This window comes from Methylotuvimicrobium buryatense 5G (genome assembly GCF_000341735.1).
GTDB lineage: Bacteria > Pseudomonadota > Gammaproteobacteria > Methylococcales > Methylomonadaceae > Methylotuvimicrobium > Methylotuvimicrobium buryatense.
In genome coordinates, this window is sequence record NZ_KB455575.1 from 3,222,671 (window position 1) to 3,238,185 (window position 15,515).

The following is a 15,515-nucleotide window of genomic DNA, read 5'->3' on the forward strand; positions in this document are numbered from 1 at the left end:
ATTCAACCAGGCATTCTCTAAACCGTTACTTTTACCTTAGAAGCGCCGCCTATTCTTATATATAATGTGCCGACCGACGAAAGGACGGTTTCGTTTTAAGACCCGTCCGTGCGTCATCAACTTATGCTGACAACCACAATGACACCCGAACAATTTAAACAGCATGCCCTGCAAGGCTTTAACCGAATTCCGATCAGCCGGGAAATTCTCGCAGATTTGGACACACCGCTCAGCGCTTACCTAAAACTGGCCGACGGTCCCTATTCGTATCTATTCGAATCCGTACACGGCGGCGAGCAGTGGGGCCGCTATTCGATTATCGGCCTGCCTTGTCGAACTGTCGTCAAAGTTATCGGCAATGACATCCGAGTTGAGCGAGACGGCGAAGCCATTGAAATACTGTCTCATGAAAACCCACTGGTCTGGATCGAAGCATTTAAAGATCGTTACAAAGTCCCCGATATCGAAGGGTCGCCACGCTTTAACGGCGGACTAGTCGGTTATTTCGGCTATGAAACCATCGGCTATATCGAACCTCGACTCAAGTCGACAAACAAACCGGACCCAATCGGCACGCCCGACATCTTACTAATGGTTTCCGAAGAAATACTGGTCTTCGATAATTTATCCGGAAAACTGCTGCTCTTGACTCATGCTGACCCTGAGCAAGACAATGCCTACCAAGACGCCGTAAATCGCCTGGACGATTTGGCAGTCCGGCTACGCGAACAAAAAGCGCGTTCCGAAACTCACAAGGCGCCGAAACAAGTCGAGGAATCGCATTTCGTTTCCGGCTTCACGCAACAAGGTTTCGAACAGGCCGTGTTGAAAGCGAAAGAATACATCGTCGACGGCGATATCATGCAAGTCGTGCTGTCGCAACGCTTGTCGATCCCGTATAGCGCCTCGCCGCTTAATTTATACCGCGCGTTGCGTTGTCTAAATCCTTCGCCGTACATGTATTTTCTAAATCTCGAGAATTTTCATATCGTCGGTTCGTCGCCCGAGATCCTGGTACGCCTGGAAGACGGCACGGTCACGGTTCGCCCGATCGCTGGAACCCGCCCGCGCGGCGCGACGCACGAGCAAGACCTTGACCTGGAAAGGGAACTGCTTGCCGACCCGAAAGAACTGGCAGAACATTTGATGTTGATTGATCTCGGCCGCAACGACGCCGGTCGCGTCTCGCGTACCGGCACCGTGCAACTTACCGACAAAATGATCGTCGAACGTTATTCGCATGTCATGCATATCGTCTCTAACGTCACCGGAGAATTGCAAGAAGGCAAAAACGCCTTCGATGTCTTGGCTGCGACATTTCCGGCCGGCACGGTCAGCGGCGCGCCGAAAATCCGCGCGATGGAAATCATCGATGAACTGGAACCGGTCAAGCGCGGCGTCTATTCGGGCGCGGTCGGTTATATCGCGTGGTCGGGCAATCTCGATACCGCGATTGCGATCCGCACCGCCGTGATCAAGGATAAAACCTTGCACATTCAAGCGGGTGCCGGCATCGTTTACGATTCGGTGCCGATTAACGAATGGGAAGAGACGATGAACAAAGGCCGGGCCGTATTCCGAGCCGTCAGCATGGCCGAGGCAGGCTTGGAAGGAGAACAATCATGAGCGCCGTCAAACTGGTTATGATCGATAATTACGACTCGTTCACTTATAACCTAGTGCAATATTTCGGCGAACTCGGCGCCGATGTAACGGTCGTACGCAACGACGAAGTCACCGTGACCGATATCGAACGCCTGGCGCCCGATAAAATCGTCATTTCACCGGGGCCTTGCACACCTAACGAGGCCGGAGTTTCGGTCGAAGCGATCTTAAGGTTCGCAGGCCGTTTTCCGATTCTAGGCGTGTGTCTCGGCCATCAAAGTATTGGACATGCTTTCGGAGGCAACATCATCCATGCCAAAAGCATTATGCATGGTAAAACCTCGCCGGTTTATCACAACGATGTTGGAGTATTCAAAGGACTGAACAACCCGTTTACCGCAACGCGCTATCATTCTCTGGTCATCGATCAAGCCACGTTGCCGGAGTGTCTTGAAATCACGGCGTGGACTCAGGACGAAACCGGCAATATCGAAGAAATCATGGGCGTCCGCCATAAAATATTTGATATCGAAGGCGTGCAGTTTCATCCGGAATCGATCTTGACTGAACACGGCCACGATCTGCTGCGAAACTTTTTGGACAGATAAAACAAAGCCCATCCCACGGTAAAATTCGCAAAATACGCGATTCATTGATCCGACTTCCAACTACCGACGAGAATATTAGCCAAACACTATGGATCTCAAACAAGCTCTGCAAACTCTCCTGACCAAGCATAATCTCAATCACGAGCAAATGCGCGACGTGATGCGCATTATTATGACCGGCGGTGCGACCGATGCACAAATTGCCGCATTCTTGATTGCCTTACGCTGCAAAGGAGAAACCATCGAGGAAATCGCCGCTGCTGTCGAAGTGATGCGAGAATTAGCCGACACCATCGAAATCTGCGGCGAGCATGTCGTGGACACCTGCGGCACAGGCGGTGATGGCGCAAACACATTCAATATTTCGACGGCCAGCGCTTTCGTCGTTGCGGCAGCCGGAGGCAAAGTCGCCAAACACGGCAATCGTTCAGTTTCCAGCCGCACCGGTAGTGCCGACGTGCTGGAAGCGGCCGGTGTCAACCTGGACTTAAGCCACGAACAAGTCATCCGCTGCGTCAATGAAGTCGGCGTCGGTTTTTTGTTCGCACCGAAACATCACGGCGCAATGAAATATTCGGTCGGTCCTCGCCAAGAAATGGGCGTACGGACACTATTCAACCTATTGGGCCCATTATCCAATCCGGCTAAGGCACCGAATCAATTGATCGGCGTCTATGCAAAGGAATGGGTTCGGCCGATGACCGAAGTACTAAAAAAACTCGGCAGCCACCATGTCATCGTGGTCAGCGCAGAAGACGGACTCGATGAAATCAGCATTGCCTCATCGACTTCGGTGGCGGAGTTGAAAAACGGCAACATCAATTGCTACACGATCACACCGGTCCAATTCGGTCTCAAACGAGGCAACCTGGAAGAGCTTGCGGTCGATAGTGCCGCAGAGAGCCTAGCTATGATTTATTCGGCACTCGACAATCAACCGGGACCTGCCAGAGACATCGTCGCGCTCAATGCCGGCGCGGCAATTTATGCGGCAGGCCTGACCGACAACTTACATTCCGGCGTGCATAAAGCTCAAATAGCCATTGAAAGTGGCATGGCAAAAGCGAAATTGAATACATTCATCGAATTTTCCAACGCGCTAACTTCAAGCGAATCATCATGACCGATACTCCCGATATTCTAAAAAAAATCCTTGATACCAAAGCCGACGAAATCGCACGCCGCAAGCTGAACACGACGGTCGACATGCTGCGTGAAATCGCCGCCGGCGTCGAAAGCCCGCGCGGATTCGCCGCCGCGCTACAGAGCAAGGTTGCCGGAAAAAAAACTGCGATCATCGCCGAAGTCAAAAAAGCCTCGCCGAGCAAAGGCGTGATCCGCGAAAACTTCGATCCGGTCGCGATCGGCCAAGATTATGCGATGAACGGCGCAACCTGCCTGTCGGTGCTGACCGATAAGGAATATTTCCAAGGCAGCGAAGTGTATCTGCAAATGGTCAGGGAACGCTGTCCGCTGCCCGTGCTGCGCAAGGATTTCATGATCGACCCTTACCAGGTCTTCGAAGCGCGCGCCTTAGGCGCCGATTGCATTTTGCTAATTGTCGCCGCGCTCGACGATGCGCAAATGCACGAATTAGCGAACACCGCGAAGGAATTGGGCATGGACGTCCTGGTCGAAGTACATGACGCAGATGAATTGCAACGCGCGCTAACACTCGACACGCCGCTGATCGGCATCAACAACCGTAACTTAAGAACCTTCGAAACCTCGCTGCAAACGACGCTAGCCTTGAAAGATCAAATCCCTGAGAACCGCATCATCATTACCGAAAGCGGCATTCACACGCCTGAAGACGTCAAGCTGATGACCGACAACGCTATCTATGCCTTCCTGGTCGGCGAAGCCTTCATGCGCGCGCCAAGCCCGGGCCAAAAAATGCGCGAATTGTTTGAATTGCCGTAGATTTGTTTTTCAAGCTCGAGGCCATACGAATTCTGGAAATATCAGACCATAAAAATGCCTAGGTTAGACAGCATTTCCATTAATGGTTACAAGTCGATCAAAAATTTAGATAATTTTAAACTGACTAACCTCAACATTTTATTGGGTGCGAATGGCGCGGGGAAAAGTAACTTTATTTCCGTATTCAAGTTTCTAGCAAATATGTATGAGCGGAATTTGCAGGATTATGTGCAAACCAACGGCGGCCCGGATGTGTTATTACATTACGGGCGAAAAAACACCAAAGTCATTCATATGGAATTTTATTTTGCACAAAACGGCTATGAATTCAGTTTAAAGCCTACTTTAGATAATCGGTTGATTTTTGCTTCCGAAATGCTTTGGTTCACTGATTACTATACAGGTCACGACGGCCATCCCCGTTATCCTTCATCGACAACCATCCAATCCGGAGGCAACGAAGCGTCGCTCAAAAATTCCTCACATAAGTTTGCGCAATATATCAAACCTGCCATCGCAAGCTGGCGGGTTTATCATTTTCATGATACCAGCGATACAGCAACGGTTAAACAGATTCATTCTGCGACGGACAATCTGAAACTCAAAACCGATGCAGCAAACTTGGCCGCTTTTTTAATGCGATTAAAACGCGTCTATCCTGAAAATTATCAGAAAATTGTCAGTACGATTCGGTTGGTTGCGCCATTTTTCGCCGATTTCGTACACCGAGAAGATGCCGATAATGTTCAACTTGAATGGTTCGAGCAAGGCAATCCCGATACGCCGTTTAAAGCGCATGTTTTATCGGACGGCACGTTGAGGTTCATCTGTTTAGCCACGCTGTTACTACAGCCATTTCGGTTGATGAGCGATACCGTATTGATCGACGAGCCGGAGCTAGGTTTACACCCCTATGCCCTTGCAATTCTCGCCGATTTAATCAAAAGGGCGTCCGAGCAAAAGCAACTCATCATTTCGACACAATCCGTCGAGCTGATTGAGCACTTTTCGGCTAACGACATCATCGTTGTAGACCGAGTAAACGACGCATCTACATTCAAACGCCTAAACGAAGAGAATCTAAAAGACTGGCTGGAAGATTATAGTCTTGGCGAATTATGGAAACAAAACATTATCGGCGGGAGACCGTCGCGATGAAACGAATGTATGTAGTTTGTGAAGGCCAAACCGAAGAAACCTTCGTTCGCGATGTGATCGCCCCGATTTTTGCTCACAGGCAAATCTATATAACTGCGCGCTTGATTTCAACATCAAAAGGTCATAAAGGCGGCGGGTTAAATTATCAACGCATCAAGAAATTTATCTTGAATTGCCTGAAAGAAGAAGCCGATACCATTATTACCACTTTTTTCGATTTATATGCGCTGGATAACGGCTTTCCATCTTACGAGGAAGGCCGGAAAATTAGCGATGTGCATCAAAGAGTCGCCCGGCTTGAGGATGCTTTTAAAGCCGATGTCATTAAGGAAAACGAACTCTATGCAGAGCGTTTTCCCACTGTATACAGCCTTATGAATTTGAAGGGTTGCTGTTTACCGACATAGCAAAGCTAATTGAATTAGAAACGTCTTGGGAAAAAGCCTTCAAAGAATTAAATGCCATCCGTGACTCGTTTAGTTCCCCTGAGCATATCAATGACGGTTATGAAACTAAACCTTCGGCTCGGATTAATGGAATTTTGCAAAAACCTTCATACCGTAAAATACGGCATGGCTCCTTAGCGATTAAAAATATCGGCATTGATAATTTGTGCGAACAGTGTACGCACTTTGCCGAGTGGTACCATAAATTAAATCAAATAAGATGTTCGGCCTAAATCCACTTCTTCAACCCAGTCGGTTTTATAATATACCTTTCGCACTTCAAATTTGGGCAGTGCCTGAGGAGGCGCCAGGGTGTGCGGCAAAGGCTTTGCCAGCATGGAGCTGGCATAGAGCCTACAGGGATGTATTCACGGCGTCCTTTGACGGACACCCTGGTGCCGAATTTTGATCTGCGATGGGTATAAACTAATGACCCAGGGCATACTTGTTAGATATGCCGGATTTTTTGGGAACAAACCAACTGAGCTGACAATCACCACGCCAATCCCCGATTTACTCCCACGCCAATCAATGACTGACTTCGGTCACCATCACATCAATACCATTTTCCTTAAGGCGGTTCTTAATGGTCGTGACGCTCGACATCTGCTCGTAAGGCCCCATTTTGACGCGGTTCCAAATCACATCGCCGACTTGGGCTTTCTCGACGCGGGATTCAATGCCCATTAGCGCCAACTTAGCACGCAGGCGGTCGGCATCGGCAAACTCTCTGAACGAACCGGCCTGCAGCAGGTATTGAGTCGCCTTAGCCTTGCCGACCCGTTCTTCGCGCACCCGGGTTTTGATCTCGTAATCGGGCACGACGACTTCTTTTTCCGGTAATATCGTATAAAAATCGAAACGCGGCTCGTCGATCGCTTCAGGCTTTGGCGATTTCGCCTTTGTTGATGTTTTGACTTGATCGGCGACTTGTTTAGGAAGCGTTTGTTTAGTCGAGCTCTTGTTTTCCGGAGTAGGCCCGCACCATTTTAGCAATAACACCGGAAATACCACGATCACGAGAACGAGCACCAACCAACTCCACCAGGTCGCTGGTACACCGGCTTTCGGTTTCGGCTGGGTCCTGTGTTGCCCCCTGTGTTTATAGTCTCTTGCCATATCACATCACTTCAGGCGCATTGATCTTCAACAACTCCAAGCCATTGGCCATGACTTGTTTTGCTGCGGAAATCAAGTTTAGCCGCGCGTTCCTCAATGCCGAGTCCTCGACTAGAAACTGATGGGCATTGTAATAAGTATGAAAATCGGTCGCCAAGTCGCGCAGATAATGAATCAACTGGTGCGGCTCGTAGTTTAGGGCGGAACGCTCCAGCACTTCGGGATAACGCGCCAAGGTGCCGATTAAATTTAGCTCGTGCTCTTCTTTCAGCAGCGCCAGATGCTTCATGCCGTCGAGCAAGTCGCGCGCCCAGTTTTTTTCGTCAAGCTGGCGAAATACACTGCAAATCCGCGCATAGGCGTATTGCACATAATAGACCGGGTTTTCGTTGGTTCGCGATGTCGCAAGCTTCAAATCGAAATCCATGTGCTGCTCTGAACGGCGCATGACATAGAAAAAACGCGCGGCATCTTTACCGACTTCGTTACGCAACTGTCTTAAGGTCACGAATTCGCCGGAACGTGTCGACATTTGCACTTTTTCTTCGCCACGGTACAACACCGCGAATTGCACCAACAATACCGTCAATTTCGATTCGTCGGCTCCGAGCGCCTGCATTGCGGCCTTGACCCTTGGGATGTAACCGTGATGGTCGGCCCCCCAAATGTTGATGATGCGGTCGTAACCCCGATGCAATTTGTTCATATGATAGGCGATATCGGAGGCAAAATAGGTGCCTTGACCGTTTTCGCGCACGACGACGCGGTCTTTTTCATCGCCCAAACGACTCGATGCAAACCAGGTCGCCCCGTCTTTTTCGTAAAGGTAACTGGCTTGTTGTAAACGGCTCAAAGCCTCGTCGACCGCACCGCTTTCCATCAGCATGCGCTCGGAAAACCATTCTTGATAATTCACGCCGAACTCGGCGAGGTCTTCTTTAATATCCTGCAAGATCGTTTTCAGACCGACTTGAAAGATGTCCTGATAAAGCCCTGAACCCAACAGGGTCTTGGCTCTTTCGATCAACGCATCGATATGCACTTCCTTGTCGCCGCCCTGCGGCTCATCTACCGGAATATTCTCGATCAGTAATTCGGCGGGTCTTCGATATTCGTTGCCTGAGGCTTTATGAATCTCGGCCGCGATTTCGCGAATATATTCGCCGCGGTAACCATTGACCGGGAACGGGATAATTTCGCCGCATTCTTCGAGATAACGCAGCCAGATACTGGTCGCTAAAATATCCATTTGCCGGCCGGCATCATTGACATAATATTCGCGGTGTACTTCAAAACCGGCCGCTTCCAGTAGGTCGGCAACCACCGAACCATAGGCCGCCCCGCGTCCGTGACCGACATGTAAGGGCCCGGTCGGATTGGCCGAAACGAATTCGACTTGAACCTTTTGTCCGGCACCGGCTCGGCTCAAGCCGAATTGCGAGCCATCGTCATGAATTTTTTGGATGATTTGATATTGCGCATTCGGGTCAATGAAAAAATTGATGAAACCGGGACCGGCGATCGCAACGCGCGCGACCGCGCTATCTACCGGCAATGCCGCGACGATTTTTTCGGCCAACGCTCGGGGATTAGACTTGGCGGGCTTTGCCAGCATCATGGCAATGTTGGTCGCAAAATCGCCATGCTGTGCATCACGGGCATGTTCTATCGTAAATTTAGGGCTTACGCCCCCATCCAGGATTCCGTCTTTTTTTAAGACATCAATGGCTTGCAGGATAAGGGCCTCTAATTTTTGTTTCATGACTTCCGCGAATTTAGGTGAAAAACAACTGGATATTATCCATGAAAGTTAACCGCTTATACAATGCGGATTTGTGTTGCAGCAATCCCCGGTTTGGGCGTTTTCGCTGTATTTGGACATGCCCGCGACGTTAATACAAATCCACCGGATCGACATCGAGCGACCAACGCACTTTTCGGGTTAATTTAAGTCCCGCTATAAGCGGCATTAGTTTATCCAGGAAGCGATGCAATTCGGGCCTAGTCGCGCTTTGTAGCAGCAACTGATAGCGATACCTTCCGGCGCGCCGGGACATTGGCGCCGGCACCGGACCCAACATCCGTACCGTTCGATTCGGTTCGACAGCTTGCATCAGTTGCTCGAAAAATTGCAGCGGCACGGCGGAATCGGTGGCTTCGACGCGTAACAACGCTTGAAAACTATAGGGCGGTAACTCGGCCAATCGTCGTTCGGCTAGTGCGGAACGGGCGAAGCGGCCATAGCCGTCCTTGATCAATATAGTCAACAACGGATGCTCGGGCTTTCGGGTCTGTAATATCACCCGCCCGGGTTTTTCCGCGCGCCCGGCGCGGCCCGATACCTGTACGATCATTTGCGCCAGTTTTTCCGAGGCATGAAAATCGATGCTGAACAGACCGCTGTCGACATCGAGCATCACGACCAAAGTTACATTCGGAAAATGATGGCCTTTCGCCAGCATCTGTGTGCCGAGAATAATATCGACGTCACCCCGATTAATACGTTCGAGGGCGTCTTCCAACACTCCTTTACGTTGAGTGGTATCACGATCCAAGCGAATGACGCTTCGCCCGGGAAACAGTTGCGCTAACGCTTTTTCGACCCGCTCGGTACCGAGGCCAAGCGGTGTCAATTGACCGGTCTCACACTCGGGACATTGCGGCAACAAGCGCTGTTCGCTACCGCAATGGTGGCAGCGCAACAGCGCTTCGTCGTAATGTACGACCATATTGGCTTCGCAGCGCCGGCACCGCGCCACCCAACCGCAACCGTGGCAGATCAACGTTGGGGCAAACCCTCGCCGGTTAAGGAACAATAATACCTGCTCATTTTTAGCCAGCGTCTTGTGCATTTCGGCGATCAACGGCTCCGACAAACCTTCCTGCATGCGTTTATTGCGAATATCCAAAAGCAACATTTTAGGCGGGGCGGCGTTACCGGCTCTTTCGGTCAAATGTAATAACCGATAGCGGCCTTGCTCGACATTATAAACGCTTTCCAAAGACGGCGTCGCCGTACCTAACAAGACGGGAACATTAAGCAGTTTGCCGCGCACTACTGCGACATCGCGCGCCGAAAACCGGAATCCCTCCTGTTGTTTGAATGATGCGTCATGTTCCTCATCGAGAATGATCAATCCCGGTCTTGCCAGCGGCGTGAATAATGCCGAGCGCGTACCAAGCATGATCGCATAATCGCCGCGTTGCATGCCGAGCCAAGCTTGTTGACGCTGTATATCGGTCAACTTGGAATGCGAAATCGTAATTGGCACGGCAAAACGCAGACGGAAGCGCTGCTCTAACTGCGGGGTCAACGTAATTTCGGGCAACAAAACCAACACTTGCAGCCCTCGTTCGAGTACCGAGCGGATCACCTGCATATAGACTTCGGTCTTGCCGCTGCCGGTCACGCCTTCCAATAAAAAGACTTCGAAGCGGCTCAAAGCGCTAACGACTTGTTCAATGGCTTCCTGCTGCAATGAATTCGGGTGCAGCTGCGGATTCAATATCAAATGAGTCGTGGCGTTGACGGCGACCCCTTCTAACCTGAGTAGCTGCTTGTCTTGCAGCGCTTTGGCTGCCGGTCGCCAATTTTCGATAATCGCATTCAAATGCGATGCCGGCACCGCGTCTCGCTGCGTTTGCAATTGATATAACAATTGTTGTTGTTTCGGTGCGCGCCTCAGTTGCTCAGGATTTAATAAACGGCCTTTTTCGGTCAATACATAAAATTTTTCTGCTTTAATCGTAGCCGGCTTACCTTGCCTGAGCGCAACAGGAAAAGCGGCACTAAATACTTCGCCCAGCGGATGATGGTAATAACGCGCGGCCCAATGCAACAGACTCAAGTCACGATCCGACAACAAAGGCCGTTCATCCAAGACGGCCTCAATCCGCTTGAGCTTAGCGCTAAGGATTTCGCTGTTTGAATCAATTCCAATCAAAAAAGCGGTTTTTTGGCCCTTGCCGAACGGTACTGTTAGCCTAATACCCGGCTTTAGGGTTTTCGGATCAAGATCCAACGGCGGTAAATAATCGAATAAACGATAAACCGGTACCGGAATCGCGACTTTGAGGATGTACAAATTGTTTCGCACTCACCGAGCCATTTCGTTTTTTATTGCCATGTGATTTAAGAGTTTATTAACCTAAATTTAGCAGTTTAACCATGAAGTTCATTAAGTATTTCAAGAGATTACCTAAACGTTGCAGCTAAGCTTTCGGGTGAGCGAAAATTGCACGCAAACGAATGACAAGTTATTAAATTAACTTCTTATTATTCATGACCTTCATGGTGAAATGCTTTTTCTAGGATTAAAGATATCCACATAATCTGTGGATAACTCTGTGCATATCCCGTTAATACTTGTCCTGAATAGCGGTTTTTATTCGATTTTTTAGGTTTGACCAATCATTAATCGGCTCGTCAATTATTAAAATATCAATGACTTGCTAATTAAGCATATCATTAGCAATACCGCCGAGAGCTGGGTTGATTAAATTTCTGAATTGTGTATAAAACTCGAAAACCGTTAATTTCACGGCTTGACAAACTTCAACGTCATACGGTCGCTTTCGCCGATCGCCAAATACTTGGCTCTGTCCTTCTCGTTCAAACGTAGTGTAGGCGGCAAAGTCCAGACGCCGGCCGGATGATCCCTAGAGTCTTTTAGATTGGCATTGATTTCGGAACGATCCAACAGTGTGAATCCGGCTTTTTCGGCCAATTCGATAACATGGCTCTCGTCGACATAGCCCGATTGCACTTGTATTTCGATAGCGGCACCAGGCAGGCTTCTATGCTCCACGACACCAAGGATTCCACCCGGTTTCAGCGCTTTGAACATCGCAGCGAATACCGCATCGGCTTGACCGGCCTTGATCCAGTTATGCACGTTCCGGAAGGTCAGCACGCGATCGGCAAAACCTTCAGGCGCTATCTCGACAGATTCGGGCGGTTGCAAAACAGTCAATTCAACCTTACCGTAGACCTCGGGCTGTTGCTTCATTTTCTCGACAAAAGCCTGTAATGTCATTTGAAAATAGGGAACTTTTGCATCTTTTGAGAAATGTGCGGCATAGAGCTTGCCATTATTTTTCAGATAAGGCGCCAAAATTTCGGTATACCAACCTGCGCCCGGCCAGATTTCGACAACAGTCATCGACTCGCCGACATCAAAAAACGACAAGGTCTGTTCGGGATGACGGTAAGCATCACGGGCTTTGTTTTCGGCCGAACGATGCGCCCCGTCGATCGCTTGCCTCAACGCCGACGTTTCGGCGGTCGCCGTAGCCGCGCACAAAACCAAACTGAGTAATACAATCACTTTTTTCATTACACTATCCCCATCTAAATCAACACCACAGGCTTGTCGGCCCGCAAAATCACTATAATCCAAGCCCATTCGTTTACCGCTCACGGCTCACTGAAATTATCCGCCATTCCCAAAACTGCACGAGACTCCAGGCAGCCAACATCAAAAAGGCAACCAACGTCCAGCCTGGCATGCTAATGCCGAACAGACTCCAATCGATTTCGGCACATTCACCTGTGCCGCTAAGCATCATTTTGATCGTATCAGTCAATGGAAAATTTTCGAAGACATACTCCAAGCCAGGCCCGCATTCAGGTACTTGGTCGGGCGGCAAATTTTGTATCCAGACATGACGCATCGAAATCGACGCGCCTGCCAATGCCACAATAGCACCGATGACTGCATAAACTCTTCTGCCGACTCCGTTCGGGTTATGTATCGCAGCAATCAAGAACACAACGCCGGTCGCCGCAATCGCGATGCGTTGAGAGATACACAACGGGCAAGGCTCGAGACCATCGACGAACTGAAAATACGCACCCATCGCCAATAAAAAAGCACAGCCGGCGGCGCCGAGAAAAAACCAAATGCGCGGCCGCGATGCGGCTTGCAAGAATAAGTCATGAATCATATCTTGATGCCTTGTTCATTGTTACTAAATTTTATTGAGGAAATCGGATTATACCGGTGGAACTGACGATCGTGGAGTGGGAATGGCTTTTAATCTCGCGCTGAAGCGCGGAGATTTTTTTCCGATCAGGCATCGACGTATGGATAAACCTAGATTCAACAATCAGTCCACGAAATACACAAAAGCAATCATATGGTTACAGAAATCCTTTGCGTGTACTGATGCTGCATAATGTTTATAGCTTGTTTATTATTACCATGAAGATGATGAAGGGGAGAGAATTGAGTGCTTTATGAACTGTCTCAATATCACAGATGAACTCAATACAGTAATACAGCGTTTTCTAATCAGCAATTCCCAGTTTGAGCAGTTTCGCCGATTTTAGGGTGTGGGGTATGCCTGTCGAGGAACGCCGTAAACCCATCCATGGGGGCTTGGCGGCAGCTCGAAAGCCACGGATGGCGTGAATGCGGATTTTGCATGGAGCAAAAATCTGCCCCTGCTGCCGACATCCTCGCCAAGCATACCCCACACCCTTTTTGATCTCCAAATTGGGAATTGCTGGTTTTCTAATCCAGTTAATGATTAAAAAATATCAAAACAATAGCGGGACTGGAGTGCTCTTCATGGTAAGAATATACCTTTCGCACTTCAAATTTCGGCAGTGCCTTAGGAGGCGCCGGAGTGCTCGGCAAAGGCTTTGCCAGCATGGAGCTGGCATAGAAGCCTACTGGACGTATTCACGGCGTCCTTTGACGGACACCCCGGCGCCGAAATTTGACCAACAAAGGGTATAAAATGCTTTTTATCAAAATAATGAATCATTCACGATTTTTTGAATTTAACCACTTTATTCAGCGGGCTTAAGTTAATTTCATCGACGACGATGTTAGCATTCGAATGCAGAATATACAGCACCGCATCGGCAACATCTTCGGGCTCGATAGCTTGTCCGGCCTCGCCGCCGGGCCCAAAGGACAAGTTCTCGAAAAACGGCGTATTGACCATGCCCGGATTGATCAGCGCAATCCTAACACGGCTTTTCGAACATTCCTCGCGTAACGCCTGAGTAAATCCGCGCACGGCGAATTTACTCGCGCAGTATACCGCGCCTTTGCGGCTTCCCTTGAGCGCCGCTTCCGAGCCGATAAAAATCAGATCGCCCCTCGCTTGTTTTTTTAAACCCGGCAATAATGCGCGCGTCAAAAACGCTTGCCCGGTAAAATTGACCGTCATCAATGATTCGATCGCGGCAAACGAAAACTCCTCCAACGAACCGAAGCGGCCCGCACCGGCACAAAAAACCGCTGCATCGATTTCAGGATGATGCTTGCTCAACTGGGCCGCTTGGTCTGCCAAACCCGTCAAATGACTCAAATCCATTTGCACCGCCGTAAAATTCGACATCGACGATTGAAAACGATCGGCATCACGCGATACGCCAAGCACATGATGACCTTCGCCCAATAATTTTCTAGCCACCGCTCGTCCGATTCCGGAACTGGCACCAGTTACCAGAATCGTTCTTTTCACAAACGACATGGAAAAAATTTATCCTCGGGTATGTAGGCCGATAACTGCTCGCTACAAAAGTCCATCATCTCCTGTTCTAAATCCTGGCGATAAGACACCATGCCCTGCTGATTGACCAAGGGTCCCGCGAAAAGTTTTTCTTCCGGATACAGTTTATGCATTTTTTTGTAATTGTTCTCCGGCAATCGAAAAACGCCTAAGCTAACCGAATGCAAGTTCTCAGGATCAATGCGCTTGAAAACCTGTTCGAACAATTGCCGGTAATGCCGCCGGAAATCGTCGGTATAGATCAAAGGATCGAAACGTAAGCCCAACGGCCAACCTTGTGCTTGTAGTTTGCCCATCGCCTCGATCCGTTTTGCCACGGACGGTGCGCCTGCCTCAACCTTATCCGCAATCGCTTCCGGCGATAAACTGAAGGCGACGATGCAGCGCGCTAAAGGCTCTCGGTCTAATAGGCCCCTAACCTGTGTACTTTTTGTTCTCAACTCCAGCCAGGCATTGTCCAGACCGGCAAAAACCGGTAGAAATTCTTCGACAAAACCGGTAACCGGTTCCAGCGCCAAGCTGTCGCAATCGTAACCCGAAAAAAAATAAAACCGCTCATCCGGATTTTCTGTGCAAATTTGCTTGATCTCACTCTGGAAATCCTCGTAATTGACAAACAAGACATAATGAGCCGACTGATACATTCCCTGTAAAAAACAATAGCGGCAATCATACAGGCAATTGAGCATGTGCGAAAAATAATAATTTTTTCCGGCGCCTATGCCGTAACCGGCCGGGGCTTCCAATACAAACCGCCGATACTTTTCAGCCAAAATCAGTGCCGGCTGCTGTTTTTGCAAGCGGAAGTTTTGCGCCTTCGGATTGAATACCTCACCGAAACGTGCGCAGCTGATCGTTTGCGCCTTAGGAAATCGTGCGCGTATTGCTTCGACACGCGGGTGCTGGCGAATCGATTCTTCGATGTAGAGAGTTTGTATCATTACCAGAGTTTAACGCAAACCATAAAATCATGTCAGCGCTTTGATACACGACAGCAATTCACAATTAGAGGTTAAAAAAGGGTGTGGAGCACAGGGTAAACGCATTAAAATAATTAACATATCAATATGTTATCCTGTTGCTTAGAACGCTTAGTCAATTCGGTTTAACTTATGGTGCCCCTCCCTGG

At 49.3% G+C, this 15,515-nt stretch carries 14 protein-coding genes; 7 read left to right on the forward strand and 7 right to left on the reverse strand.

Translation table 11 applies throughout. The features are described from left to right. The first annotated feature begins 138 nt into the window (after positions 1–138). The 7 genes from trpE (at position 139) to METBU_RS29230 (ending at position 5,973) form a co-directional block, all read left to right on the forward strand. Complete coding sequence (gene trpE, locus METBU_RS0114525) at positions 139–1,626, forward strand: anthranilate synthase component I (RefSeq protein WP_017841327.1); 1,488 nt, start codon at positions 139–141, stop codon at positions 1,624–1,626. Beyond that, a complete protein-coding gene (locus tag METBU_RS0114530) occupies positions 1,623–2,213 on the forward strand; it encodes an anthranilate synthase component II (protein ID WP_017841328.1) in 591 nt (196 codons plus the stop codon). Before trpE ends, METBU_RS0114530 begins: the two co-directional genes overlap by 4 nt. A gap of 88 nt (positions 2,214–2,301) precedes the next feature. After that, entirely contained in the window at positions 2,302–3,336 is a 1,035-nt protein-coding gene (trpD, locus tag METBU_RS0114535) for an anthranilate phosphoribosyltransferase (RefSeq protein ID WP_017841329.1), read from the forward strand. After that, entirely contained in the window at positions 3,333–4,136 is an 804-nt protein-coding gene (trpC, locus tag METBU_RS0114540) for an indole-3-glycerol phosphate synthase TrpC (RefSeq protein ID WP_017841330.1), read from the forward strand. The genes trpD and trpC overlap by 4 nt, the downstream gene beginning before the upstream one ends. Positions 4,137–4,190: 54 nt before the next feature. Beyond that, entirely contained in the window at positions 4,191–5,294 is a 1,104-nt protein-coding gene (locus METBU_RS0114545; protein ID WP_017841331.1) for an AAA family ATPase, read from the forward strand. Beyond that, entirely contained in the window at positions 5,291–5,701 is a 411-nt protein-coding gene (locus tag METBU_RS25350; protein WP_051056248.1) for a DUF4276 family protein, read from the forward strand. Before METBU_RS0114545 ends, METBU_RS25350 begins: the two co-directional genes overlap by 4 nt. Next, positions 5,683–5,973, forward strand: a complete 291-nt coding sequence (locus tag METBU_RS29230) for a DUF4276 family protein (RefSeq protein ID WP_412768462.1) — start codon at positions 5,683–5,685, stop codon at positions 5,971–5,973. The genes METBU_RS25350 and METBU_RS29230 overlap by 19 nt, the downstream gene beginning before the upstream one ends. Before the next feature lie 295 nt (positions 5,974–6,268). On the opposite strand, the gene METBU_RS0114555 is transcribed toward METBU_RS29230, so the two are convergent. The 7 genes from METBU_RS0114555 to METBU_RS0114585 all read right to left on the reverse strand — a co-directional run bounded on the left by METBU_RS0114555 (position 6,269) and on the right by METBU_RS0114585 (position 15,327). After that, positions 6,269–6,859: an SPOR domain-containing protein gene (locus METBU_RS0114555; RefSeq protein WP_026130242.1), complete on the reverse strand. Its 591-nt coding sequence runs from the start codon at positions 6,857–6,859 to the stop codon at positions 6,269–6,271. A 1-nt stretch (position 6,860) separates the two neighbouring features. After that, on the reverse strand, positions 6,861–8,621 hold the full coding sequence (gene argS / locus METBU_RS0114560) for an arginine--tRNA ligase (RefSeq protein ID WP_017841333.1): 1,761 nt from the start codon (positions 8,619–8,621) through the stop codon (positions 6,861–6,863). A 130-nt stretch (positions 8,622–8,751) separates the two neighbouring features. After that, a complete protein-coding gene (locus tag METBU_RS0114565) occupies positions 8,752–10,956 on the reverse strand; it encodes a primosomal protein N' (RefSeq protein WP_017841334.1) in 2,205 nt (734 codons plus the stop codon). 441 nt (positions 10,957–11,397) lie between these two features. Beyond that, on the reverse strand, positions 11,398–12,195 hold the full coding sequence (locus tag METBU_RS0114570; RefSeq protein ID WP_026130243.1) for a class I SAM-dependent methyltransferase: 798 nt from the start codon (positions 12,193–12,195) through the stop codon (positions 11,398–11,400). Between the two features lie 73 nt (positions 12,196–12,268). Then, positions 12,269–12,805, reverse strand: coding sequence for a disulfide bond formation protein B (locus METBU_RS0114575; protein WP_017841336.1), 537 nt, complete (start codon positions 12,803–12,805; stop codon positions 12,269–12,271). Positions 12,806–13,630: 825 nt separating this feature from the next. Then, positions 13,631–14,347, reverse strand: a complete 717-nt coding sequence (locus tag METBU_RS0114580; RefSeq protein ID WP_017841337.1) for an SDR family oxidoreductase — start codon at positions 14,345–14,347, stop codon at positions 13,631–13,633. Then, positions 14,335–15,327, reverse strand: coding sequence for an SPL family radical SAM protein (locus tag METBU_RS0114585; RefSeq protein WP_017841338.1), 993 nt, complete (start codon positions 15,325–15,327; stop codon positions 14,335–14,337). Before METBU_RS0114585 ends, METBU_RS0114580 begins: the two co-directional genes overlap by 13 nt. Between the last annotated feature and the right edge of the window lie 188 nt (positions 15,328–15,515).